Source organism: Streptomyces sp. NPDC037083 (assembly GCF_055606485.1).
On the sequence record NZ_JBVJSQ010000016.1, the window covers coordinates 85461 to 107440 of the forward strand.

Annotated in this window: 19 protein-coding genes; 2 read left to right on the plus strand and 17 right to left on the minus strand. The window is 71.5% G+C overall.

Features of this window, described 5'->3' with window-relative positions; translation table 11 throughout:
• Positions 1–6 precede the first annotated feature (6 nt).
• The 10 genes from lepB (ACZ7DE_RS34375) to proS all read right to left on the minus strand — a co-directional run bounded on the left by lepB (ACZ7DE_RS34375) (position 7) and on the right by proS (position 8062).
• Complete coding sequence (gene lepB, locus ACZ7DE_RS34375; RefSeq protein ID WP_470768149.1) at positions 7–984, minus strand: signal peptidase I; 978 nt, start codon at positions 982–984, stop codon at positions 7–9.
• Positions 872–1969: a signal peptidase I gene (gene lepB, locus ACZ7DE_RS34380; protein WP_470768151.1), complete on the minus strand. Its 1098-nt coding sequence runs from the start codon at positions 1967–1969 to the stop codon at positions 872–874. Before lepB (ACZ7DE_RS34380) ends, lepB (ACZ7DE_RS34375) begins: the two co-directional genes overlap by 113 nt.
• Entirely contained in the window at positions 1962–2693 is a 732-nt protein-coding gene (gene lepB / locus ACZ7DE_RS34385; RefSeq protein ID WP_470768153.1) for a signal peptidase I, read from the minus strand. Before lepB (ACZ7DE_RS34385) ends, lepB (ACZ7DE_RS34380) begins: the two co-directional genes overlap by 8 nt.
• A 45-nt stretch (positions 2694–2738) precedes the next feature.
• Positions 2739–3089: a 50S ribosomal protein L19 gene (gene rplS, locus ACZ7DE_RS34390; protein ID WP_020128707.1), complete on the minus strand. Its 351-nt coding sequence runs from the start codon at positions 3087–3089 to the stop codon at positions 2739–2741.
• Between the two features lie 137 nt (positions 3090–3226).
• A complete protein-coding gene (gene trmD / locus ACZ7DE_RS34395) occupies positions 3227–4060 on the minus strand; it encodes a tRNA (guanosine(37)-N1)-methyltransferase TrmD (RefSeq protein WP_470768156.1) in 834 nt (277 codons plus the stop codon).
• A complete protein-coding gene (gene rimM, locus ACZ7DE_RS34400; protein WP_470768158.1) occupies positions 4060–4614 on the minus strand; it encodes a ribosome maturation factor RimM in 555 nt (184 codons plus the stop codon). Before rimM ends, trmD begins: the two co-directional genes overlap by 1 nt.
• 113 nt (positions 4615–4727) lie before the next feature.
• Positions 4728–4967 carry an RNA-binding protein gene (locus ACZ7DE_RS34405; protein ID WP_003973401.1) on the minus strand — a complete coding sequence of 80 codons (240 nt, stop codon included), beginning with the start codon at positions 4965–4967 and terminating at the stop codon, positions 4728–4730.
• Positions 4968–4972: 5 nt separating this feature from the next.
• On the minus strand, positions 4973–5392 hold the full coding sequence (rpsP, locus tag ACZ7DE_RS34410) for a 30S ribosomal protein S16 (protein WP_470768160.1): 420 nt from the start codon (positions 5390–5392) through the stop codon (positions 4973–4975).
• A gap of 397 nt (positions 5393–5789) precedes the next feature.
• Entirely contained in the window at positions 5790–6386 is a 597-nt protein-coding gene (locus ACZ7DE_RS34415) for a hypothetical protein (protein WP_470768162.1), read from the minus strand.
• A 260-nt stretch (positions 6387–6646) separates the two neighbouring features.
• On the minus strand, positions 6647–8062 hold the full coding sequence (gene proS / locus ACZ7DE_RS34420) for a proline--tRNA ligase (RefSeq protein ID WP_470768164.1): 1416 nt from the start codon (positions 8060–8062) through the stop codon (positions 6647–6649).
• A gap of 200 nt (positions 8063–8262) precedes the next feature.
• On the opposite strand from proS, the gene ACZ7DE_RS34425 reads away from it, so the two are divergent.
• Positions 8263–9120 carry an SAM-dependent methyltransferase gene (locus tag ACZ7DE_RS34425; RefSeq protein ID WP_470768166.1) on the plus strand — a complete coding sequence of 286 codons (858 nt, stop codon included), beginning with the start codon at positions 8263–8265 and terminating at the stop codon, positions 9118–9120.
• 27 nt (positions 9121–9147) lie between these two features.
• On the opposite strand, the gene ftsH is transcribed toward ACZ7DE_RS34425, so the two are convergent.
• The 6 genes from ftsH to nsdA form a co-directional block, all read right to left on the minus strand.
• Positions 9148–11088: an ATP-dependent zinc metalloprotease FtsH gene (gene ftsH, locus ACZ7DE_RS34430; RefSeq protein WP_470768168.1), complete on the minus strand. Its 1941-nt coding sequence runs from the start codon at positions 11086–11088 to the stop codon at positions 9148–9150.
• A gap of 85 nt (positions 11089–11173) precedes the next feature.
• Positions 11174–12724: a signal recognition particle protein gene (gene ffh / locus ACZ7DE_RS34435; RefSeq protein WP_470768170.1), complete on the minus strand. Its 1551-nt coding sequence runs from the start codon at positions 12722–12724 to the stop codon at positions 11174–11176.
• 120 nt (positions 12725–12844) lie between these two features.
• The gene (locus ACZ7DE_RS34440) at positions 12845–15292 is read right to left on the minus strand and encodes a [protein-PII] uridylyltransferase (protein WP_470768172.1); all 2448 of its coding nucleotides are present in this window, start codon (positions 15290–15292) and stop codon (positions 12845–12847) included.
• A gap of 26 nt (positions 15293–15318) precedes the next feature.
• Entirely contained in the window at positions 15319–15657 is a 339-nt protein-coding gene (locus ACZ7DE_RS34445) for a P-II family nitrogen regulator (RefSeq protein ID WP_003997576.1), read from the minus strand.
• Positions 15654–16997 carry an ammonium transporter gene (locus ACZ7DE_RS34450; RefSeq protein WP_470768175.1) on the minus strand — a complete coding sequence of 448 codons (1344 nt, stop codon included), beginning with the start codon at positions 16995–16997 and terminating at the stop codon, positions 15654–15656. Before ACZ7DE_RS34450 ends, ACZ7DE_RS34445 begins: the two co-directional genes overlap by 4 nt.
• A gap of 362 nt (positions 16998–17359) precedes the next feature.
• A complete protein-coding gene (nsdA, locus tag ACZ7DE_RS34455) occupies positions 17360–18844 on the minus strand; it encodes a transcriptional repressor NsdA (protein WP_470768177.1) in 1485 nt (494 codons plus the stop codon).
• Positions 18845–19292: 448 nt separating this feature from the next.
• Between nsdA and ACZ7DE_RS34460 the strand changes: the two genes are divergently transcribed.
• The gene (locus ACZ7DE_RS34460; RefSeq protein WP_470768179.1) at positions 19293–19949 is read left to right on the plus strand and encodes a bifunctional DNA primase/polymerase; all 657 of its coding nucleotides are present in this window, start codon (positions 19293–19295) and stop codon (positions 19947–19949) included.
• Positions 19950–20165: 216 nt separating this feature from the next.
• Here the strand turns inward: ACZ7DE_RS34460 and ftsY are convergent, their stop codons facing one another.
• A complete protein-coding gene (gene ftsY, locus ACZ7DE_RS34465; protein ID WP_470768181.1) occupies positions 20166–21380 on the minus strand; it encodes a signal recognition particle-docking protein FtsY in 1215 nt (404 codons plus the stop codon).
• Between the last annotated feature and the right edge of the window lie 600 nt (positions 21381–21980).

Sequence of the window (21980 nt, forward strand, 5' to 3'; positions counted from 1 at the left end):
GGAAGGTCAGCGGGTCTCGGAGCCGCGTTCCCTGCGGCGACGCCACAGCACCACCGGCACCGAGCCGACGAGGGCGAGGCCCCCGGGTGCGGCCGTCAGGGCCGCGGACGCCGCGGACTGGTCGCTCAGTCCGTACTGGTCGAAGGTGTCCGGCACCGGCAGCGTGCCCCAGTGGCTGATCGGCCATGCCTTGACGATGGCGCGCCCGACGACCTGGTCCACGGGCACCATGCCGTGGTTCTTGTCCGACTGGTTGTAGCGCGAGTCGCGGGAGTTCTGGCGGTGGTCGCCCATCACCCAGACGGAGCCCTTGGGGACCTTCACCGTGAACTGGCCGCCCTGGTCGTCCTGGCTGCACGGGGTGTTGCCGGGGTACACGTAGGGCTCGTTCAGAGCCTTGCCGTTGACCGTGAGCGGGCCCGTGCCCTTGCAGGAGACGGTGTCGCCGCCGACGCCGATGACCCGCTTGATCAGGTCCTTCTCCTCGGCGGACGGCATCAGGCCGATCCAGCTGAGGACGGTCTGGAAGGCGTTCGGGTTGGCGGTGTTCTCGCCGGCCAGCCAGTCGTCGGGGTCGTGGAAGACGACGACCTCGCCGCGCTCCGGCTCGGAGCCGAACCACGGGGTCAGTTTGTCCACGAGGACCCGGTCGCCGATCTTGAGGGTGTTCTCCATCGAGGCCGACGGGATGGAGAACGCCTGCACCAGGAACGTCTTGATCAACAGCGCGAGGACGAGCGCGATGCCGATCAGGATCGGCAGCTCCTTCCAGAAGGAGCGGGGCTTCTTCGCCTTCGGCGTCCGGTCGCCCGAGCCCTCACCCCCGGTCCGGGGCGGCTCGCTCGCCGGCGGGCCGTCACCGCCCGCGGGGTCACTCCCGGAGGTCACGACGCCGTCCGGAGCCGGGTCGGCGGCTTCCACGGGGTGTCCGCGGTGATCCTCGCCGTCGTGCCCGGACCGTGCGCCAACCGCCACATCCCCCACGCCAACTCCTTACTCTGTGCCGCCGCCTGCCCCACATACGACGCAGGCCCACCACTCCCATAACGAGCGGGAGTTCCGCAGGGCTCGGGAGTTGTCGAATCGATCCGTTCGGATCGCCGGGTGCAACACTATGCGACAGCCGGGCGGACGCGGTCGCCGTGGCAGTCGAGCCGGTCACGGATGAGAAAGTTTGCGGTTCCTTGAGACGGACCCAGTGACCCAGGGGCCAGGCGATGACCATGGCCCGGCCCACCACCTCGTCCTCCGAGACGGTGCCGCCGTAGTCGGTGTTCTGGTGGGACCGCGAGTCCGCGGAGTTGGCCCGGTGGTCGCCCATCACCCACAACCGCCCCTGCGGGACGGTGATGTCGAACGGGGTGCTGGAGGGCTGGTTGCCGGGATAGAGATAGGCCCCCTCTTCCAGGGGAACGCCGTTGACGGTCACCCGCCCCTGCGTGTCACAGCACACGACGCGGTCGCCGCCCACTCCGACGACCCGCTTGATGAGGTCCTTCTCGTTGTCGGACGGCAGCAGACCGATGAAGGTGAGCCCTTCCTTGAGCTGCTTGACGACGACCGGGTCCTTCTTCTTCGCGGTGGTCTGCTCGTCGTTGAGCCAGCCGCCGGGGTCCTTGAACACGACGACGTCCCCGCGCTCGGGTCTGGAACCGAACCACGGGGTGAACTTGTCGACCAGGACGCGGTCGCCGATCTGGATCGTCTGCTCCATGGAGCCGGACGGGATCACGAAGGCCTGGACGAGGAAGGTCTTCAGGACCAGGGCTATCAGGACGGCGACGCCGACCAGCAGCGGGATCTCCCGGACGGCCGAGCGCCTGCGCTTGCGCTTGACCTTGCGCTGCAGCTTGCGCCGCTCCGCGCGCGAGCGTCCGCCGCTGGGGCTCGCGGCGCGTCGCGAGCCGGTGGGCAGGAGGTTGTCCGCCGCGGAGCTGGGCACGCCGCGGGGTTTGCCGCGGTTACCCATGGGCGCCCTCCGCGCCGGGCACACCCGCGTAGGCACCCGGGCGGGACAGACGGGTGAGGTGCGCGTAGGGCCAGACGATCCAGTCGGCGCGGCCGATCACGTCGTCGACGGGGATCATGCCGCCGCCCGGTGAGCCGAGGTGGTCCCGCGAGTCGCTGGAGCGGCCGCGGTGGTCGCCGAGGACGAACAGCGTGCCGTCGGGCACGACCACGTCGAAGTCCACCGTGGACGGGCTGTCGCCGGGATAAAGGAATGTCGACTCGTCGACAGACCGGCCGTTCACCTGGATCCTCCCCTCCTTGTCGCAGCAGACCACGTGGTCTCCCCCTACACCCACGACGCGCTTGATGTAGTCGGAGTTCCCGAAGTAGCCGGTGCCGTCGAACACGACGACGTCGCCACGCCGGGGCGCGGCACCGAAACGGTACGCCAACTTATTTACGAGAACGCGGTCGCCGATCCTCAATCCGTTTTCCATGGATCCGCTGGGAATCTGGAACGGCTGCGCCACGAAAGCGCCGAGGAGCGGCAGGAACAGCAGGCAGACCAGCAGGGTCAGGCTGATCCGGCCGCCCGGGAGCCACTGCGTGATCCGCCCCGCCAACGCGAAACGCGACCGTCCCTCCGGTCCTTCCGGGTCCGGGGTCTCCTGGGAGACGTCCACGGGTACGGAAGGGCGGGAGGAGCGATCGCGCTCCGTCGTCGGCTGAGCTTCGGTGTCCATCGGGGCCAGATGCTATCCGGCCCCTCTGTGAACCCCGGAAGGCGCTCAGTTGTCGCGCTTCTCCTTGATCTTCGCGGCCTTGCCGCGCAGCTCACGGAGGTAGTACAGCTTGGCGCGGCGCACGTCACCGCGGGTGACGAGCTCGATCTTCTCGACGATCGGGGTGTGCACCGGGAAGGTGCGCTCGACGCCGACGGAGAAGGAGACCTTGCGGACCGTGAAGGTCTCGCGGACACCGGCGCCCTGGCGGCGGATCACAACGCCCTTGAACTGCTGCACACGGGAGCGGTTGCCCTCGATGACGCGGACGTGGACGTTGACGGTGTCACCCGGGCGGAAGGCCGGGACGTCGCTGCGCAGCGACGCGGCGTCGACGGAGTCGAGCAGGTGAGACATTTCGTCTGCTTTCTTCGCTGATGCCACAGGTCATCAACGGAACTAGAAGTTCGAGGATTGAGTGCCGTGTGCCCGTCGAGGCGGGCGTCGTGTCCCCCTGTGGCAGGGGCGCACACCGGACGGCGCACAACAGCGACCTATTGTTCCACGCCCTCGGTCCTGCGCCAAAATCGACCGTGGGGCTCGCCCTCCGGGTCGGGCGCCCAGCCGAGGATGGAGAGCATCTCGCGGTCCTTCTTGTCGAAGGACTTGGGGTCGCAACGCTCGATCAGGTCGGGCCGGTTGGCCGTCGTGCGCCGCAGGGCCTCGTCGCGGCGCCAGCGGGCGATCTTCCCGTGGTGGCCGCTGAGCAGCACCTCCGGGATCTCGCGGCCGCGCCAGGCGGGCGGCTTGGTGTAGACGGGGCCTTCCAGGAGGTTGGCCATGGCGCCGGGGGCGAAGGAGTCGTCGCGGTGGGACTCGGCGTTGCCGAGCACACCGGGCAGCAGACGCGCCACCGCCTCGGTGACGACCAGGACGGCGGCCTCCCCGCCGGCGAGCACGTAGTCGCCGATGGAGACCTCGTAGACGGGGACCCGGGTGGCGTACTCGTCGACGACCCGCCGGTCGATGCCCTCGTAGCGGGCCGGCGTGAAGATCAGCCAGGGGCGCTCGGAGAGCTCGACGGCGAGTTCCTGGGTGAAGGGGCGTCCGCTGGGGGTGGGGACGACGATCGCCGGGGCGTGCGAACCCCGCTCGTAGCCGTCGGCGAGGACGGAGTCCAGGGCGTCGCCCCAGGGGTCGGTCTTCATGACCATGCCGGGGCCGCCGCCGTAGGGGGTGTCGTCGACCGTGTTGTGCCGGTCGTACGTCCACTCCCGCAGATCGTGCACGTGCACGTCCAGCCGGCCACGCGCGCGTGCCTTGCCGACGAGGGAGACGTTCAGCGGGTCGAGGTACTCGGGGAAGATCGTGACGACGTCGAGGCGCATCAGGACTCTTCCCCGGCCGACTCGCGGGAGGAGGCGATCTCGGCGCGGTCGTCGATCAGACCGGGAGGCGGGTCGATGACGGCCCGCTGCTCCTCGAGGTCGATCTCGATGACGATCGACTCGACGAACGGGATCATCACCTCGCTGCCGTCGGGCCGCTCGACGATGAAGAGGTCCTGGGAGGGCAGGTGGGAGATCTCGGTGATCCGGCCGACCTCGGCGCCGTCCTTGGTCACCACGTCCAGGTCCATCAGCTGGTGGTCGTAGTACTCGTCCTCCTCCTCGGGCAGCTCCTCGGGATCGACCTCGGCGATCAGGAGGGTGTTGCGCAGGGCTTCGGCGGCGTTGCGGTCACGCACGCCCTCGAAGCGCAGGAGGAGACGGCCGCTGTGGACGCGGCCCGTCTCGATGGTCAGCGGGCCGGTCGAGGCCGGCTCCGTGAACAGGACGGCGCCGGGGGCGAGCCGCAGCTCCGGCTCGTCGGTGCGTACCTCGACGGTGACCTCGCCCTTGATGCCGTGGGCGCGGCCGATCCGTGCGACTACGAGCTGCACTTCTCAAGATCTCCTGTCGTGCCTGTCGTGCCTGTCGTCACGAGTGCCGTAACGACTGCGGGCCGGGGACGGCCAGTGGCCCTCCCCGGCCCGAGCCGGTGCTGCGATACGCGTCAGCGGACGTGATCCACGTCGACGAGGTCGACACGGACGCCCCGGCCGCCGATGGCGCCCACGACGGTGCGCAGAGCGCGTGCGGTGCGGCCGTTGCGGCCGATCACCTTGCCGAGGTCGTCCGGGTGCACCCGGACCTCGAGCACGCGTCCGCGGCGCAGGTTGCGCGAGGCGACCTGCACATCGTCGGGGTTGTCGACGATGCCCTTCACGAGGTGCTCAAGCGCCTCTTCGAGCATGCTGCTCAGGCCTCGGTCGACTCGGACTCGGCGGCAGCCTCGTCCTTCTTCTCAGCCTTCTTCTTCTGGGTGATGGCCTCACCCTTGCCCGAGTCGTCGCCACCAAGGGCCTCGAACGACGGGCGAGCCTTCTTCGGCTCGGCGACGAGCAGCGGCGCCGGGGCGGGCTCGCCCTTGAACTTCTGCCAGTCGCCGGTCTTCTTCAGGATGGCGAGCACGGGCTCGGTCGGCTGCGCGCCGACGCCCAGCCAGTACGCCACGCGGTCGGCGTCGACCTCGATGATCGACGGGTGGTACGTCGGCTGGTACTTGCCGATCTCCTCGATCGCACGACCGTCACGACGGGTACGGGAGTCGGCGACGACGATGCGGTAGTGAGGCGAACGGATCTTGCCCAGACGCTTCAGCTTGATCTTGACTGCCACGGGAGTGGGTTCTCCTGGTTTTGACGTGGTTGGGCACGGCGAGATTGCCGCGTGGGGTTGCGGTACCCGAGTGCCCGATGGACGCGTCAGCCGGAGGAGAGAGGGGTCCTGTGCGACTGTCGAGTACAGCTAGCCATTGTGCCACACGCGGCGGGTCGCTTCGGGCCGAGGGTCCGGCGGCAGCCGGGCACGCCGCAGCGGCACCCGGCGGCGCGGTGGACGCGCGCCGGGTGCGCGGCCGGGCGCCGCGGGGTGCCGACCGCGCCCACCCGTGCCGCTGGAAATCCCCCCAGGCCCTCGGGGCGCTGGGGGCGGCACGGCTGTCGCGGTTCGGGAACACCCCGCGTCTCGCCGTCGACCGGCAGCCACGAGATGCCGGTGCCGGGCCCGTCCGGTACTACGCCGCGCCGGCGATCTCCGGGATCCGGAACGGTTTGCCGCAGCCTCCGCACACGATCGGCGCCTGGGCCAGGACCGAGGGCACGACCCGTACGTTGCGCCCGCAGTCGCAGACGGCCTTGACCCGGACGCCTCCGCCCGAGGAGCCGTGGCGGGCCGCGGGACCGCGGAAGGTGCGGCTGGTGTCCGCGGAGGTGGCCGCCGTGTGGGCCTTCAGGGCCCGCTGGAGGCGCTCGATGGTCGGCCGGTAGCGGCGCTTGGCCTCGGGATTGAGCGTCACCAGGGAGAAACCGCTGCTGGGATGGGGTTCCTCGGGGTGGTCGAGGCCCAGTTCCTCGGCGATCGCGAGGAATCTGCGGTTGTGGTAGCGGCCGGCACGGGAGGTGTCGCGCACGCCGCGGGCTGCGGCGATGCCATGGACTGCCTCGTGAAGCAGTCGCTCGAAGGAGAGCTCGTGACCGCAGGCGGACGACGACTCCCCGATCAGGGACTCTGGCGCGGCGAGATCCGGCAGCTCGGGGTGGTACCGCTGAATGTCGGCCCACGCCTCTGCCAGCTCTGCGGCGAGAACTGGTGGTGTCTGTGTCGTGCTCACGTAATGACAACGAGCGGGGGTGCCCCTGTGTTCCTATTCCGGGGCATCCCAAATAATTTGCACGTACCCGTCAGTCGGTACTCATGCGTCCGGACGAGGGCGGGTGCGCTGATCTGCGGAGAAGCCTCACAGCTCGTACCAAGCTGGTGCGTAGTCCCGCGTACGACCCGGCGCGTAGCCCAAGTCCGTGCGCCGGGTGCTGATGTTCCGCAGGGGCGCAAGAGACGTTTCGGCCGCTCTCCCGGGCGGAGGGCTCTGCCTCAGTAAGCGCGCGCGACGACCGCGACGTTACCGGGGGCGTCCCCGTCGACCGGCACCGACCCGTCCTCGGCGACCAGACACCGTACGGTCACCGACCGCTCGGCCAGCCTGGCCTCGCCCTCTTCGCCCAGGACCGCCCACGGGACGCGCGCCCAGCCGCCGGCGACGGCAACCTCGGCCGCCTCCTCGATCGTGGAGACGTCCGCCGTCCGGGACTCGCGACGCTCACGGGACTGCCGCAGCAGCAGCGCCTGATCCTCCTCCAGGACGGCCGGCAGCAGACCCGTCAGCCCGTCGATCGCCACTGGTTCCTTGCCCCCGGGGATCCGGCGGACCAGCATCGCCGTGCCGTTCTCCAGGTCACGGGGCCCGATCTCGATGCGGACGGGCACGCCCTTGAGCTCCCAGTCGACGGCGCGCCGCCCGAAGGGGACGTCGGTGCGGTCGTCGATCCGGACCCGCACGCCCGCCGCCCTCAGCCGGTCGCCCAGCTCGCGGACCTTGGCCAGAACCGCCTCGTCGTCCTTGACCGCCAGGACGACGGCCTGGATCTGCGCCAGCCGCGGCGGCACCCGCAGCCCGTCGTCGTCGCCGTGGGCCATCACCAGGGCGCCGATCATGCGGGTCGTCGATCCCCAGGAGGTCTGCCAGACCAGCTCCTGCGTGCCGTCCTTCGACAGATAGCGGGTGTTGAAGGCCCTGGCGAAGTTCTGCCCCAGCTCATGACTGGTGACCATCTGCAGGGCCTTGCCGTCGCCCATCATGCTCTCCAGGGTGAGCGTGTTGACGGCGCCCGCGAAGCGCTCCTTCACCGTCTTGCGGCCGGCGACGGCGTCGATCGCGAGGACGTTCTCCAGGAAGTCCCCGTAGACCTCGCGATGGATGTGCGCGGCGAAGTCGCGGGCCTCCTCGTACGTGGCGTGCGCGGTATGGCCCTCCTGCCAGAGGAACTCCGACGTGCGCAGGAAGAGGCGGGGCCGCAGCTCCCAACGGACCACGTTGGCCCACTGGTTGATCAGCAACGGCAGGTCGCGGTAGCTCTGCACCCACTTGGAGAAGTACTCGTTGACGATCGTCTCGGAGGTGGGCCGGACCACCGCCGGCTCCTCCAGCTCCTTGCCGCCGCCGTGCGTGACCACGGCCAACTCGGGCGCGAAACCCTCGACATGGTCCGCCTCGCGCGTGAGGTGGGACTGCGGGATCAGCAGTGGGAAGTACGCGTTCTCGGCGCCGGTCTCCTTGATGCGGGCGTCCATCTCCGCCTGCATCCGCTCCCACAGCCCGTAGCCGTACGGCCGGATCACCATCGTGCCGCGCACCGGGCCGTTGTCGGCCAGCTCCGCCTTGGTGATCAGATCCTGGTACCAGCGAGGGAAGTCGTCCGCCCGCGGGGTGAGAACGGGAGCCTTTGCCATGGCGCGATGGTACGGCTGCAAGTTGCCGGAATGTGAATTCTCGCCACAGGCACATGCCGTCCCCAAGCAGGGCCCCGCGACCCCTGGACGCGGCCGCAGACGGGGAGTTACCTGGCATACGGGGGCGGTGCGAGGCACCGCACGGGGGCCCACCTGATCGGGTACGGCAGCAGACTCTCGGCGGATTGGGGCGCTTTTCCATGACACCTGTGCTCGTGCGGCAGCACCTGCCTCACGCGGGGCCGGGGCCCCGCGCGGATCTGGGTGCACGCGCGCGTGACTGGTCCGAGATCCAGGAACGCATGCTGGTTCCGCTCTACGAGGCCGTCCACGACCGACTGGACGTGGGGCCCGACACCCGGCTCCTCTCCCTCGGCTGCGGCTCCGGCCTCGCCCTGGTGATGGCGGCCTCCAGAGGCGCGGCCCTCACCGGTGTCGAGTCCTCCTCCCCCGCACGGCTCGCCCTCGCGCGCGAGCGGCTGCTCCGGGAGAGCTGGGGGGCACACGCGCGTGCGGACATCCGGCTCACCGACCGTCTGCCCACGGACGGCCCGGGCGCGCAGCCGACCGCATACACCGTGGTGACCGCGTTCGAGCCGATCGGACGCGTGGCGGGCGACACGGAGGAACTGACCGAACTGCTGACGGCCGCGACACCGCTCGCCCTGCACGGCGCCCCCGTGGTGCTCGTCGGCTGGGGTCCGCCCGAGCGCTGCGCCACCACGGCGGTGCTGCAGGTCGCGGCCAAGCTGGCGGAGCAGGACCGCGGCACGGTCCGGCTGCGCCCCGCGCTCCGCGACGACCTGGAGGAGGTCGCCCGGCGGGCCGGGCTGCGGCCGGACGGATCGGGCCGGGTCGCCTGCCCGTTCGGGTACGCCGACGTGGACAGCGCCCTCAAGGGGCTGCTCTCCACGGGCCTGCTCGACGCGGCGGTCGCGGCGACGGACCAGGCGCAGGTCGACAAGGAAGTGACGGAGGCGCTGCACCCGTACCGGCGGCCCGACGGAACGGTGTGGATGCCCCATGTGTTCCGGTACCTGATCGCGCGGACCGTCTGACGCGCGGGTCCACGAGGACCGCGCCCGCTACGCGTTCTCGTCCGCCTTGGTCACCCGCGTGATCCCCGCGATCCGGTACGCGTCGGCCTCCTCCAGCGTCTCGTGCTCCAGCAGCGCCAGCGCGAGGGCGTCCAACTGCCCGCGGTGGTCGCGGAGTTTGCGGCAGGCCTCCTCGTAGCAGTCGTCGACGATGCGGCGCATCTCGTGGTCGATGACGTCGAGGGTCGCCGGCGCGGCGGCGAGGCCGTAGGCCTGCTGGGCGTCGCTGGGCAGCGCGGAGAGGCGGCCCACCCGTTCACTCATGCCCCACCGCCCGACCATCCCGCGGGCGATGTTGGTGACCTGCTCCAGGTCGTTCTCGGCGCCGGTGGTGACCACGCCGTAGACGACCTGCTCGGCCGCCATGCCGCCGAGGGCGCCGATGATCCTGCCGCGCAGATACTCCTCGGAGAGCGCGTACCGCTCCACCTCGGGCGTCGACATGGTGACCCCGAGCGCGCGGCCGCGCGGCACGATGGTGACCTTGCGCACCGGGTCGGCGCCTGGCTGGAGCATGCCCAGAAGGGCGTGGCCGCTCTCGTGGAAGGCGGTGCGGCGGCGGTCCTCCTCGGGCATGATCAGCGTGCGCTCCGCCCCGAGCTGCACCTTCTCCAGGGCCTCGGACAGGTCGGACTGGGTCACCTGGTCCTGTTTGCGCTTCACGGCGAGCAGCGCGGCCTCGTTGGCGAGATTGGCGAGATCCGCACCCGTCATGCCGGGCGTCGTCCGCGCCACCCGGGCCAGGTCCACCTCGGGCGCGAGCGGGATGTCGCGGGTGTGGATGGCGAGGATCGCCTCGCGTCCGGCGCGGTCCGGCGGGGAGACGTTGACCACCCGGTCGAAGCGGCCGGGCCGGGTGAGCGCCGGGTCGAGGATGTCGGCGCGGTTGGTCGCCGCGATGACGATGACGCCCTCGGACCCCGAGAAGCCGTCCATCTCGGTGAGGATCTGGTTCAGGGTCTGCTCGCGCTCGTCGTGGCCGCTCATCGAGGCGCCGCCGCCGCGGGCCCGCCCGATGGTGTCGATCTCGTCGATGAAGATGATCGACGGCGCCACCTTGCGTGCCTCGGCGAACAGCTCGCGGACCCGGGACGCGCCGACGCCGACGATCATCTCGATGAACTCGGAGGCCGAGGCGGAGAAGAACGGCACCCCGGCCTCGCCCGCCACCGCGCGCGCCAGCAGGGTCTTGCCGGTTCCCGGCGAGCCGGCGAGCAGCACGCCGCGGGGCATCTTCGCGCCCATCCGGCGGTAGGCCTCGGGGTGTTCCAGGAAGTCGACGACGTCGTCCAGCTCGCCCTTGACCTCGTCGATGCCGGCGACGTCGGCGAACGTGGTGCGTGGGCCCCCGGGGCGCAGCTCCACCGGCTTGGGCGGCGTCTTTCGCCCCAGCATGCCGCCCGCGCCGCCGAGGCCGCCGCCGTAGCGCCGGGCGAAGAAGATCCACACGGCGACCAGGAGCACGATCGGCGCCAGCGACAGAAGCAGGTTGGCCAGCAGGCTGCGCTGCTGCACGACCGGCCGGGCGGTCACCGTGACGTCCTGGCGGTCCAGGCCCTGCCAGAGGTCGTCGTCCGCGAAGGCCGGGCGCTGGGTCTTGAACTTGGTGTACTCGCCCCCGCCGTCGGGGTCGTCGCGGGCCTTCTTGAGCTGGCCCTGGATCGCGTCGCCCTTGGAGTAGATCTTGTCGACGTTGCCCGCGTCGACCTGTCTGCTGAACTCCGTGTAGGAGATCGTCGGCTCGTCGCCCCCGCCGAGGTAGTTCAGCCCGATGTACGCCAGCAGGAAGACGATCACCGCGGTGATCGCCAGCCCCCACCAACGACCGCGGGGCCCCCTGCCGTCCGGGGGGCGTGTTCCGTCGTCCGGGGTGCCCTCGGTACGCCAGAGCTGATCGGGGGCCTTGCGCGCCGGAGCGGCATTGCTCATACCTGGACGTTACGGCAGAGAACGCGACCCGGCATGCGCTGAGGGCGCCCTCCGGCACGGAGGGCGCCCTCGACGACTGCGGGTCTCAGCCCATGAACTTCTTGAACTCGTCCGGCAGCTCGAAGTCCTGGCCGCCCTGCTGCGGCAGCCCGAGCGCGTTGCCGCTCTGGGCCTGCGCCTCGCGCCGCTGGGCCGCCTCCAGCTCCTGCTGCTTGCGCTTCATCGGGTTGCCTGAGCGCTGCTTGCCCTTGGCCTGCTTCGGCTGCTTCTTCTGCCGGCCGGGGCCGCCGCCCATCCCCGGCATCCCCGGCATCCCGGGCATGCCGCCGCCCTGGGCCATGCGGGACATCATCTTGCGGGCCTCGAAGAACCGCTCGACCAGGCCCTTCACCGCGCTGACCTCGACACCGGAGCCCTTGGCGATGCGGGCGCGGCGCGAGCCGTTGATGATCGTCGGGTCCTGGCGCTCGCCCGGGGTCATCGACTTGATGATCGCGGCGGTGCGGTCGACGTCACGCTCGTCGAGGTTGGCGATCTGGTCCTTGATCTGGCCCATGCCGGGCAGCATGCCGAGCAGCTTGGAGATGCTGCCCATCTTCCTGACCTGCTCCATCTGGGCCAGGAAGTCGTCCAGGGTGAAGTCCTGGCCCTTCTTGGACGCCAGCTTGGAGGCCATCTTCTCGGCCTCTTCCTGACTGAACGTCTTCTCCGCCTGCTCGATCAGGGTGAGCAGGTCACCCATGTCGAGGATGCGGGAGGCCATCCGGTCGGGGTGGAAGGCGTCGAACTCGTCGAGCTTCTCGCCGTTCGAGGCGAACATGATCGGCTTGCCGGTCACGGAGGCGATCGACAGGGCGGCGCCGCCGCGGGCGTCGCCGTCGAGCTTCGACAGCACGACACCGTCGAAGCCGACGCCGTCCCGGAATGCCTCCGCGGTGTTGACGGCGTCCTGACCGATCATCGCGTCGACGACGAAGAGGATCTCGTCTGGCGACACGGCGTCGCGGATGTCCGCGGCCTGCTGCATCAGCTCGGCGTCGATGCCGAGGCGGCCGGCGGTGTCCACGATCACGATGTCGTGGACCTTGGACTTGGCGAACTCGATGGAGTCCTTGGCGACCTGGACCGGGTCGCCCACGCCGTTGCCCGGCTGGGGCGCGTAGACGGCCACGCCCGCGCGCTCGGCGACGACGCTGAGCTGGTTCACGGCGTTGGGGCGCTGGAGGTCACAGGCGACGAGCAGCGGCGAGTGGCCCTGCTCCTTCAGCCAGCGGCCGAGCTTGCCCGCGAGGGTGGTCTTACCGGCGCCCTGCAGACCCGCCAGCATGATCACGGTGGGCGGCTGCTTGGCGAAGCGCAGGCGGCGGGTCTCGCCTCCGAGGATCGTGACGAGTTCCTCGTTGACGATCTTCAGGACCTGCTGGGCGGGGTTCAGCGCCCTGGAGACCTCGGCGCCGAGGGCGCGCTCCTTGACGTTCTTGATGAACGAGCGGACGACCGGCAGGGCGACGTCCGCCTCGAGCAGCGCGATGCGGATCTCGCGCGCCGTGGCGTCGATGTCCGCTTCGCTCAGGCGCCCCTTGCCGCGCAAGTTCTTGAAGGTCGCTGAAAGGCGATCGGAGAGAGTATCGAACACGGCGGCGTCGGTCCTCGGAGTCGGGGGCAGTCTGAGCGTCTTCCAGGGTATCCGGCCGCGCAAGGCATTCGTCCCCGCCTGCTGTATTCAGCGGACGGGGACGTGTCACGCAGCCCGCGCTCACGCGCGCAGCGTCTCCTCCAGCTTGCGGGTGACGGAGGCTGCCTCGTCGCCGGGCAGGGGCGCACCGTCCGCCCCGGTGACGTAGAAGGCGTCCACGGCGTTCGCGCCGAGGGTGGAGACGTGCATGCTGCGCACGCGCAGTCCCTCGTCCTCCAGGGCCTGTCCGATCCGGAACAGCAGGCCCGGGGCGTCCTGCGCGCGCACCTCGATGACCGTGGCGTGCCGGGAGGCGGCGGAGGCGACCGTCACACGCGGCGGCGGGGCGACCACGCCTCGGCGACGGGGGTAGGCGGCGTCCCGTTCCGCGAGCCGTCCGGCGATGTCCAGCGAGCCGTCGAGGGCCCGTACGAGGTCGGCGCGCAGCCGGGCGGCCTGGGGCAGGGAACCGTACTCGGCGGCCACCCGCCAGTTCAGCAGCAGGACGGAGCCCTCGACTCCGGTCGGCAGGTCCAGGGCGCGCAGTTCGGCCGTGCGGACGGTCAGACGGTGCACGGCGAGCACGCCGGCCACCGCGGGCAGCACGCCCGCCTGGTCGGGCACCGCGATGAGCAGCTCCACGCCGAGCGGCTCGGGGTCCTCGGCGGACTGCTCCTCCGCGGGCGGCTCGGTCTGTGCGCGCAGGGACAGCACCGGGCTGCCCGTGGCGACCGCCTCGATGGCGAGCCGCTCCTGCTCGGCGGTCGGCGCCGCGGCGTCGGGCTCCTCCGGCTCGTTTCCGGCGAGCACCGCCCCGACCCGCTTGACCAGGTCCGCCACGAGCGAACCTCGCCAGGAGGACCAGGCGGCCGGCCCGGTGGCCAGCGCGTCCGCCTCGGTCAGCGCGTGCAGCAGCTCCAGGGTGCTCTGCGAGCCGACCGCGTCGGCGACCGAGCGGACCGTGACCGGGTCCTCCAGGTCGCGCCGGGTGGCCGTCTCGACGAGCAGCAGGTGATGCCGTACGAGGGAGGACAGCACGGCGACGTCCGCGCGGTCGAAGCCGATGCGGGCCGCGACGTCCTTGGCGATGATCTCGCCCGCCACCGAGTGGTCGCCGGGCCAGCCCTTGCCGATGTCGTGCAGCAGCGCGGCGACCAGGAGGAGGTCGGGGCGGCTGACCCTGCGGGTGAACTCGGAGGCGCGCACGGCGGTCTCGATGAGGTGCCGGTCGACGGTCCAGATGTGCACGGCGTTGCGCTGCGGCCGGCAGCGCACCCGTTCCCAGTCGGGCAGCAGCTGGGTGATCAGGCCCTCGGCCTCCAGCGCCTCCCAGACCTCGACGGTGGGCTGGCCGGAACCGAGCAGGGTGACCAGCTGCTCGCGGGCCTCGGCGGGCCAGGGCGTGGGCAGGGGGCGCACGGTGGCCGCCAGACGCCGTACCGCGTGCAGGGAGAGCGGGAGCCCGGCCTGCGCGGCGGCGGCCGCGGCCCGCAGCGGGAGCACGGGGTCGCGTTCGGGGCGGGCGGCGCGGGCGAGCACCACCTCGCCGTCCTGCTCCACCACTCCTTCGGCCAGGGGCGACCGCTCGGGCGCGGGCTTGGCGCCCCCGAGCATGGCGCGCAGCCGGGGCCGCACGGCGCGCGACCGCAGCACGCGCCCCACCTCACGCCAGGTGACGTCGCTCGCGTACGAGATGACCCGCGCCGCCTCGTACACCTGCCGCAGCAGCGTGTCGGCGTCCAGCAGACCCAGCTCGGCCGCGACCTGGTCCTGTTCCTGGAGGGCGAGCCGGTCGGTCGCGCGGCCCGTGGCCAGGTGCAGGGCGTCGCGTACGTCGAGGAGCCGGCGGCGGGCGTCGTCGAGGCCCTCGCGGGGCGCGTCCGCCAGCCAGGAGGCGGCGACGGCGCGCAGCGCGGTGGCGTCGCGCAGACCGCCGCGGGCCTCCTTCAGGTCGGGTTCCAGCAGGTACTGCAGCTCGCCCTGGCGTTCGGCGCGCTCGGCGCACAGCTCCTGCAGTTCGGGCAGCCGCTTGGGCGCCTGGTTGCGCCAGTCGGCGAGCACGGACGTGCGCAGTCCCGCCGTCAGGCCGAGGTCGCCCGCGAGGTGGCGGGCGTCCAGGAGACCGAGCTGGACCTTCAGGTCCTCCCCCGCGGTCTTGCGGGCCTCCGCCGGGGTGCGGACGGAGTGGTCGAGGGCGAGGCCCAGATCCCAGACGGGGTACCAGATGCGGTCGGCGAGGGCGGCGACCGCCTTGCCGTCGCCGCCGTCGTGCAGCAGGAGGAGGTCGAGGTCGCTGCGCGGGGACAGCTCGCCGCGGCCGTAGCCGCCGACGGCGACCAGGGACACGCCCTTCAGGTCCTCGGCGCCGGCGGTGAAGAGCCCGGCCAGCCAGTCGTCGGTCAGTTCCGCGAGGGCCGCACGGCGCGGCGGCCCGGACCGCGCCCCCTCGGTGAGGAGGCGCAGCCGGGCCGCCGCGTAGCCGCTGGGTCCCGAGTCCTCTGCATCGTTGCGCACGTCCGTACTCGTCACCCAGCGACTCCTGTTCTGTTCTGCCGTCAGAGCGCGTCCGGGCCGCGCTCGCCGGTGCGGACCCGTACGGCCGTCTCGACCGGGAGGGACCAGACCTTGCCGTCACCGATCTTGCCGGTGCGGGCCGCCTTGACGATGACGTCGATCAGCTGCTCGGCGTCGTCGTCCTCGGCCAGCACCTCGATGCGGATCTTGGGGACCAGGTCGACGGTGTACTCGGCACCACGGTAGACCTCGGTGTGGCCCCGCTGACGACCGTAGCCGCTCGCCTCGGTGACCGTCAGGCCGTGCACGCCGAAGGCCTGCAGGGCTTCCTTGATCTCGTCGAGCCGGTGGGGCTTCACGACGGCGGTGATGAGCTTCATGCGTCCACCTTCTTGCTCGCGTCGGCGACCGCGGTCGGGAGTGCGGTCGTGCGGGCGGCGCCGCCGCCGGCCCCGCTGAAGTCGTATGCGGTCTCGGCGTGCTCCGCCTGGTCGATGCCGGCCACCTCGTCGTCCTCGGAGACCCGCATGCCGATGGTCTTGTCGAGGAGGAAGGCGAGGATCGCGGAGACCACCAGCGAGTAGGCGAGCACCGCGAAGACGCCGGCGCACTGCTTCCACAGCTGGTCGAAGGAGTGGTCGCCGTAGAGGACGCCGGTCGCGGTGGACTGGCCCTTGCCGGTGGCGAAGAAGCCGATCAGCAGGGAGCCCACGACACCGCCGACGAGGTGGACGCCGACGACGTCGAGCGAGTCGTCGTAGCCGAACTTGTACTTCAGGCCGACGGCCATGGCGCACAGCAGACCGGCGATGGCGCCGACGGCGATCGCGCCGAGCGGGGAGACCGCGCCACCCGAGGGGGTGATGGCGACCAGGCCGGCGACCGCGCCGGAGGCGGCGCCCAGCGTGGTGAACGCGCCGTGGCGGATCTTCTCGTAGATGAGCCAGGCCAGCATGGCGGCGGCGGTGGCGACCTGCGTGTTGACGAACATCAGCGCGCCGACGCCGTCGTCGTTGCCGAGCCACGAGCCGGCGTTGAAGCCGAACCAGCCGAACCACAGCAGACCGGCGCCGAGCATGACCAGCGGCAGGCTGTGCGGGCGCATCGGGTCCTTCTTGAACCCGATGCGCTTGCCGATGACGAGGATCACGCCGAGGGCCGCGGCACCGGCGTTGATGTGGACCGCCGTACCGCCGGCGAAGTCGATGACACCGAGCTCGAAGGCCCAGCCGCCGGCGCCCCAGACCCAGTGCGCGACCGGGAAGTAGACGACCGTGGCCCACAGGGCGACGAACAGCGCCCAGGCGGAGAACTTCACACGGTCGGCGAGGGCGCCGCTGATCAGGGCGGGCGTGATGATCGCGAACATCATCTGGAAGACCATGAACACGAAGATCGGGATCGTGTAGCCGTCCCACAGCTCCGTCAGGCCGATGTTGCTCAGGCCGACCCAGTCGGAGTTCCAGCCGATGAGGCTGCCGGAGTCGGTCCCGAAAGCGAGGGAGAAGCCGTAGAGCACCCACAGGATGGTGACGATCCCGATGCTGATGAAGCTCATCATCAGCATGTTCAGCGTGCTCTTGACGCGGACCATGCCTCCGTAGAAGAAGGCGAGGCCCGGGGTCATGATCAGCACCAGGGCGGAACAGATGAGCATGAAGCCTGTGTTCGCGGAGGACAGCTTGGGTGCCTCCGCGGCAAGCGTGATGGCTGCTGCCATCGGCGTCTCCTCGTCGTAGGTACGGCCCCGTGCGGGCGAAGCCAGAGCGGGTTCGTGAGGGGTGGGCCGGTTATGCGCCAAGAGATTCGCGCAGCGCGGTTTCGGTGGACGCCCCTCGTTGTTTCGCCGCCGTGACGAAGACGCCTCGTGCGTTACGCCTCGATGAACTGCCTGATGTCCGGCGAGCGGATCGTTATCGTGGCGCAACCTTCACTGAAGGAAGAGAAACCGGCCGCGGTCGGCCTTCCGATGACCTGGCATGGGGGAGCCGAGTCGGGCAGTTCGGGAGGACCGGCCGCGGCCGGGGTACATGGGTTTTCCTCTGGGGGATCACCGCGTGCGGAGCAGGCGGGTCGGGCGGGTCAGACGGCTTCGGCGGTCTCCGGGAGCTCGACGGTGAGCCGCTCGGTCAGGTCCACGACTTCGGAGAGATCCCCGAAATCGCGTACAGCGCTGTCGACGGTCTTTCGGATACGAGTGTTGACCCGTTCGGAGCGCACCTTCTTGGCCTCCTTCATGGCGAGGGTGGCGAGGGTGGCGCTCTGCTCGGGCTCACGCTGCAGCAGGTGGACCGTGGCCATGCCGATCAGGTTCAGGACGTACGACCGCTGGTGGTCGCCATCGCCCGCGAACAGCTCGACGGCCCTGCGCATCAGGGGCTCGGCCAGGGAGGCGTACGTGGGGCTGCGGCCGGCGACGTAGGCGAGGTCGCGGAAGGAGTGGCTGTTCTCGCCGTACAGCTCGGCCTCGGAGAAGAAGCGGATCCAGTCCGGGTCCGGCTCGTCCCACTCGTCCGCCTCGGCGAAGGTGTCCTCGGCCATGCGGACCGCGCGTTTGCACCGCCCGGGCTGCCCCATGTTGGCGTAGGCGCGGGCCTCCATCGCATACAGCATGGACTGGGTGCGCGGGCTCGCGCAGTCCCGGCTGCCGTACTGCGCGAGGTGGATCAGCTCCAGGGCGTCCTCGGGCCGGCCGAGGTGGATCATCTGGCGGCTCATGCTGGACAGCACATAGGAGCCGAGCGGCCGGTCGCCGGCCTCCTTGGCTGCGTGCAGGGCGAGGACGAAGTACTTCTGCGCGGTCGGCTGCAGGCCCACGTCGTACGACATCCAGCCGGCCAGCTCCGCCAGCTCGGCGGCGACCTTGAAGAGCTTCTTCGAGGTGGCCTCGGGCTGGGGCTCCTGGAGGAGGTCGGTCACCTCGTGGAGTTGCCCGACGACCGCCTTGCGGCGCAGGCCGCCGCCGCACTGGGCGTCCCACTGCCGGAACATCACGGTGGTGGACTCCAGCAGGTCCAGCTCGGGCCGGGAGAGCCGGCCGCGGGCCCGGCTGGTGGGAACCGAGTCCGGCTCCTGGAGGGGGGCGGGCGGCGAGGGGACCAGCCAGCGCTGCATGGGCTCGATGAGGGACGGGCCCGCGCACAGGGCCAGCGAGGTCCCGAGGAAGCCGCCCCGGGCCAGCATCAGGTCGCTGCGCGAGAACTCGCTGAGCTGGGCCACCGTCTGCGGGGCCGTCCAGGGCAGGTCGACGCCGGTCGCGGAGGGCGCCTGCCGCGCGGCGCGCAGCCCGAGGTCCTCGACGGAGACGACGCAGCCGAACCGCTCGGAGAACAGCTCGGACAGGATCCTGGGGATGGGCTCGCGGGGGTTCTCGCCGTCGAGCCAGCGGCGCACCCGGGAGGTGTCCGTGGAGATGTGGTTGGCGCCCAACTGGCGTGCCCGACGGTTGACTTGACGTGCCAGCTCGCCCTTCGACCAGCCACTGCGCACGAACCACGAAGTGAGCAGCTCGTTCGGGCGCTTGTCCGCGCTCGCAGCGTTACTTCCGCTTCCGCCGTTGCCGCTCACTGGAACGCCCCCATCCCTGAGACCACTTGTCACTGAGTGCGCCAAGCCTTATCAGAATGCCGGTAAATACGGCCCGGCGTACGGTACTTGTCACCCTTCGAACGGAAAGCCGACTTGCCTCCGGCATACCCACAAGCGCATGTGCCTCCAGGACCCGCACACTCAAAGTAATCCTACGATCACGGGTCCAGCCACGAGGATCCCGGAAACGCCACCATTCGCCACCCCTTCGAATGAACTCCCGGTGGCCTGCACGCGATTCACTTGACATAGGACGGCCGGAAGTGGGCGGAGCGGAGCACTCAGGGGCGCGCGCAGCCGAGCGCACCACCGGGGGCGCTTCCGGGCGCTGTGCTGGACCATGCGGCCACCGGGAAGCGGAACCACACAGAGTCACGATGCGCGACCGCTGCGTAACCATCGGCGCGTCGGACCCGTTGGAGGGGGCATGGGCTTCACGATCGGCGGCATCCGCGAGATCCGCTCCGGCGCGCGCAGGCGCGGTCGCTCGTCCGAGTGCACCGCTGTCGCCGAGTTCACGGGACTGTGGGGCTGGGACGCGGTGCCGGGCGCACGGGCCGCGGCCGGCGTCTGCTCGTGCGGACGCCCCGACTGCCGCGCTCCGGGCGCGCATCCCCTGGAGTTCGCCCCCAGGGTCCCGGCCGGCGCCACCCTCGACGAGGTGAGCCGGACCTGGGCGGAGTTCCCGGGCGCCGCGGTGATGCTGCCCGTCGGGGATGCGTTCGACGTGATCGACGTCGCCGAGTCCGCAGGGCGGCGCGCCCTGGTCCGCCTGGAGCGCATGGGTCTGCCCCTCGGTCCGGTCGTCGCCGTCCCGGAGGGCCGCACCCAGTTCTTCGTCGCCCCCGGCGCGGCCGCGGAGCTGACCGGCCTGCTCTACCGCATGGGCTGGGACGACCCGGCCGCCCTCGACCTGCGCGGTCTCGGCCCCGGCACGTTCGTCACGGGCCCGCCCTCCGACCGCGGCGGCCTCGGCCCGGCGCGCTGGCTGCGCCCGCCCGCGCTGGACTCGGCCACCCGTCCGCCGGAGGCGCGGCTGCTGCTGGGCACGCTGGCCTACCTGGCGCACCGCTCGCGCGCGTAGCCGCCCGCCCGGTACGCCGCGTACGCGCGCACGGCGAGTTACGGCGAGTACGCGAGTACGGCGGCTTACACCGCGAAGCGCCCGCCCCCACTGCACCTGGGGGCGGGCGCTTCGCCCTGTGCGCACCTGAACCTGCGCCGCTCCCGCGGACCTGGCCGGTCGCCGTCGCGGCGCCTCAATCGATGGTTGCGGTCCGTGGGCGGTTCGGAACGGTCGTCACTCGCCGATAAGCGCATCCACGAACGCCTCCGGCTCGAACGGCGCCAGGTCGTCGGCGCCCTCGCCGAGTCCCACCAGCTTGACCGGGACGCCCAGCTCGCGCTGGACCGCGACCACGATGCCGCCCTTCGCCGTGCCGTCCAGCTTCGTCAGCACGATGCCGGTGATGTCCACGACCTCGGCGAAGACCCGGGCCTGGACGAGCCCGTTCTGCCCGGTGGTGGCGTCGAGGACGAGGAGCACCTCGTCCAGCGGGGCGTGCTTCTCGACGACCCGCTTGACCTTGCCGAGCTCGTCCATGAGCCCGGTCTTGGTGTGCAGTCGCCCGGCGGTGTCGATGAGGACGACGTCGACCCCCATCTCCTTGCCCTCCTTCACCGCGTCGAACGCGACGGAGGCGGGGTCGCCGGCCTCGGGGCCGCGCACGGTGTGGGCGCCGACGCGCTCGCCCCAGGTCTGCAGCTGGTCGGCGGCGGCGGCGCGGAAGGTGTCCGCGGCGCCCAGGACGACGGTCCGGCCGTCGGCCACGAGCACGCGCGCGAGCTTGCCGGTGGTGGTGGTCTTGCCGGTGCCGTTGACCCCGACGACCATCACGATGCCGGGCTTGCGGTCCGCGGGCTCGGTCTTCACCGTGCGGTCGACCTCGGTGCCGACCAGCTTGAGCAGCTCCTCGCGCAGCAGGCCGCGCAGCTCCTCGGGGGTGCGGGTGCCGAGCACCTTCACCCGCGCGCGCAGCGCGTCGACCAGCTCCTGGGTGGGCTGCACGCCGACGTCGGCGGTGAGCAGGGTGTCCTCGATCTCCTCCCAGGTGTCCTCGTCGAGGTGCTCGCGCGACAGCAGCGTGAGCAGCCCCTTGCCGAGGGCGTTCTGCGAACGGGAGAGACGGGCGCGGAGGCGGACCAGCCGCCCTTCGGTGGGCTCCGGGATCTCGAGCTCGGGAACCTCGAGAACGGGGCCGGCGGGCGGCTCCTCGACGGCGGTGCCGGCCGGGCCGCCGCCGGGAAGGTCCACCTCCTCGATGGTGCGGCGCGGTTCGTCGCGCGGCGTCTCGGCCTCGTCGCCGACGTGCGGCTCGGTCGGCGGGGCGGTGAGGTCGGGCGCGGTGGGGGGCGGCGGGGGCAGCGACTTCTGCCGTCGACTGCCGACGACGAGCCCGCCGAGCACCGCGAGCACGACCACGGCGATGACTACAGCAAGGATGACGGTTTCCATAACGCACCCAGTATGCGCGACCCCTGTGCGCCGGGGCGGGCGGCGGCCCGGCCGCGCGTCGGCCGGTCGGCCCACCCGTGGGCGGGACCGCCGCGCCACGCCGGACCCCCGGGCCCGCCCTGTTCCCGCCCCGCCGGGCACGCCCCCGGCGGCGGACCGGGGGCGGAGGGGGTGCCGGGTGCGCGCCGACCCGAGCCGACGGCGGTACCGGGCGTGCTCTCGGCGGCGTCGAGCCGGCGGGCGATGCAGGACGCCGCACTCCACTCACGGCCTCCCCGGGGCCGGCCGGTGCGGTCGGCGGGGTCGTGGCCGACCGAGTCATCGGGCGCCGCGTCGTGGGCGGCCGGGTCATGGGCGGCCGGGTCATGGGCGGCCGGGTCGTGGGCGGCCGAGTCACGGGCGGCCCTCGTGGGCGGCCGGGTCGCGGCCTCCGCATTACGGGCGGTCGGGTCGCGGCTGGCCGAGTCGCTGGCGGTCGCGCCGTCGCCGCCGAATTACGGACAGTCGGGTCGCGGGCGACCGAGTCATGGGCGGCCGGGTCATGGCGGCCGGGTCATGGGCGGCCGAGTCATGAGCGGCCGGGTCGTGGCCGGCCCTGTC

Coding starts and splice junctions, on each gene's coding strand:
- lepB (WP_470768151.1), bottom strand. CDS start 1,969: ATGGGTAACCGCGGCAAACCCCGCGGCGTGCCCAGCTCCGCGGCGGAC.
- lepB (WP_470768153.1), bottom strand. CDS start 2,693: ATGGACACCGAAGCTCAGCCGACGACGGAGCGCGATCGCTCCTCCCGC.
- rplS (WP_020128707.1), bottom strand. CDS start 3,089: ATGTCTCACCTGCTCGACTCCGTCGACGCCGCGTCGCTGCGCAGCGAC.
- trmD (WP_470768156.1), bottom strand. CDS start 4,060: ATGCGCCTCGACGTCGTCACGATCTTCCCCGAGTACCTCGACCCGCTG.
- ACZ7DE_RS34405 (WP_003973401.1), bottom strand. CDS start 4,967: ATGCTCGAAGAGGCGCTTGAGCACCTCGTGAAGGGCATCGTCGACAAC.
- proS (WP_470768164.1), bottom strand. CDS start 8,062: ATGGCAAAGGCTCCCGTTCTCACCCCGCGGGCGGACGACTTCCCTCGC.
- ACZ7DE_RS34425 (WP_470768166.1), top strand. CDS start 8,263: ATGACACCTGTGCTCGTGCGGCAGCACCTGCCTCACGCGGGGCCGGGG.
- ftsH (WP_470768168.1), bottom strand. CDS start 11,088: ATGAGCAATGCCGCTCCGGCGCGCAAGGCCCCCGATCAGCTCTGGCGT.
- ACZ7DE_RS34445 (WP_003997576.1), bottom strand. CDS start 15,657: ATGAAGCTCATCACCGCCGTCGTGAAGCCCCACCGGCTCGACGAGATC.
- ACZ7DE_RS34450 (WP_470768175.1), bottom strand. CDS start 16,997: ATGGCAGCAGCCATCACGCTTGCCGCGGAGGCACCCAAGCTGTCCTCC.
- ACZ7DE_RS34460 (WP_470768179.1), top strand. CDS start 19,293: ATGGGCTTCACGATCGGCGGCATCCGCGAGATCCGCTCCGGCGCGCGC.
- ftsY (WP_470768181.1), bottom strand. CDS start 21,380: ATGGAAACCGTCATCCTTGCTGTAGTCATCGCCGTGGTCGTGCTCGCG.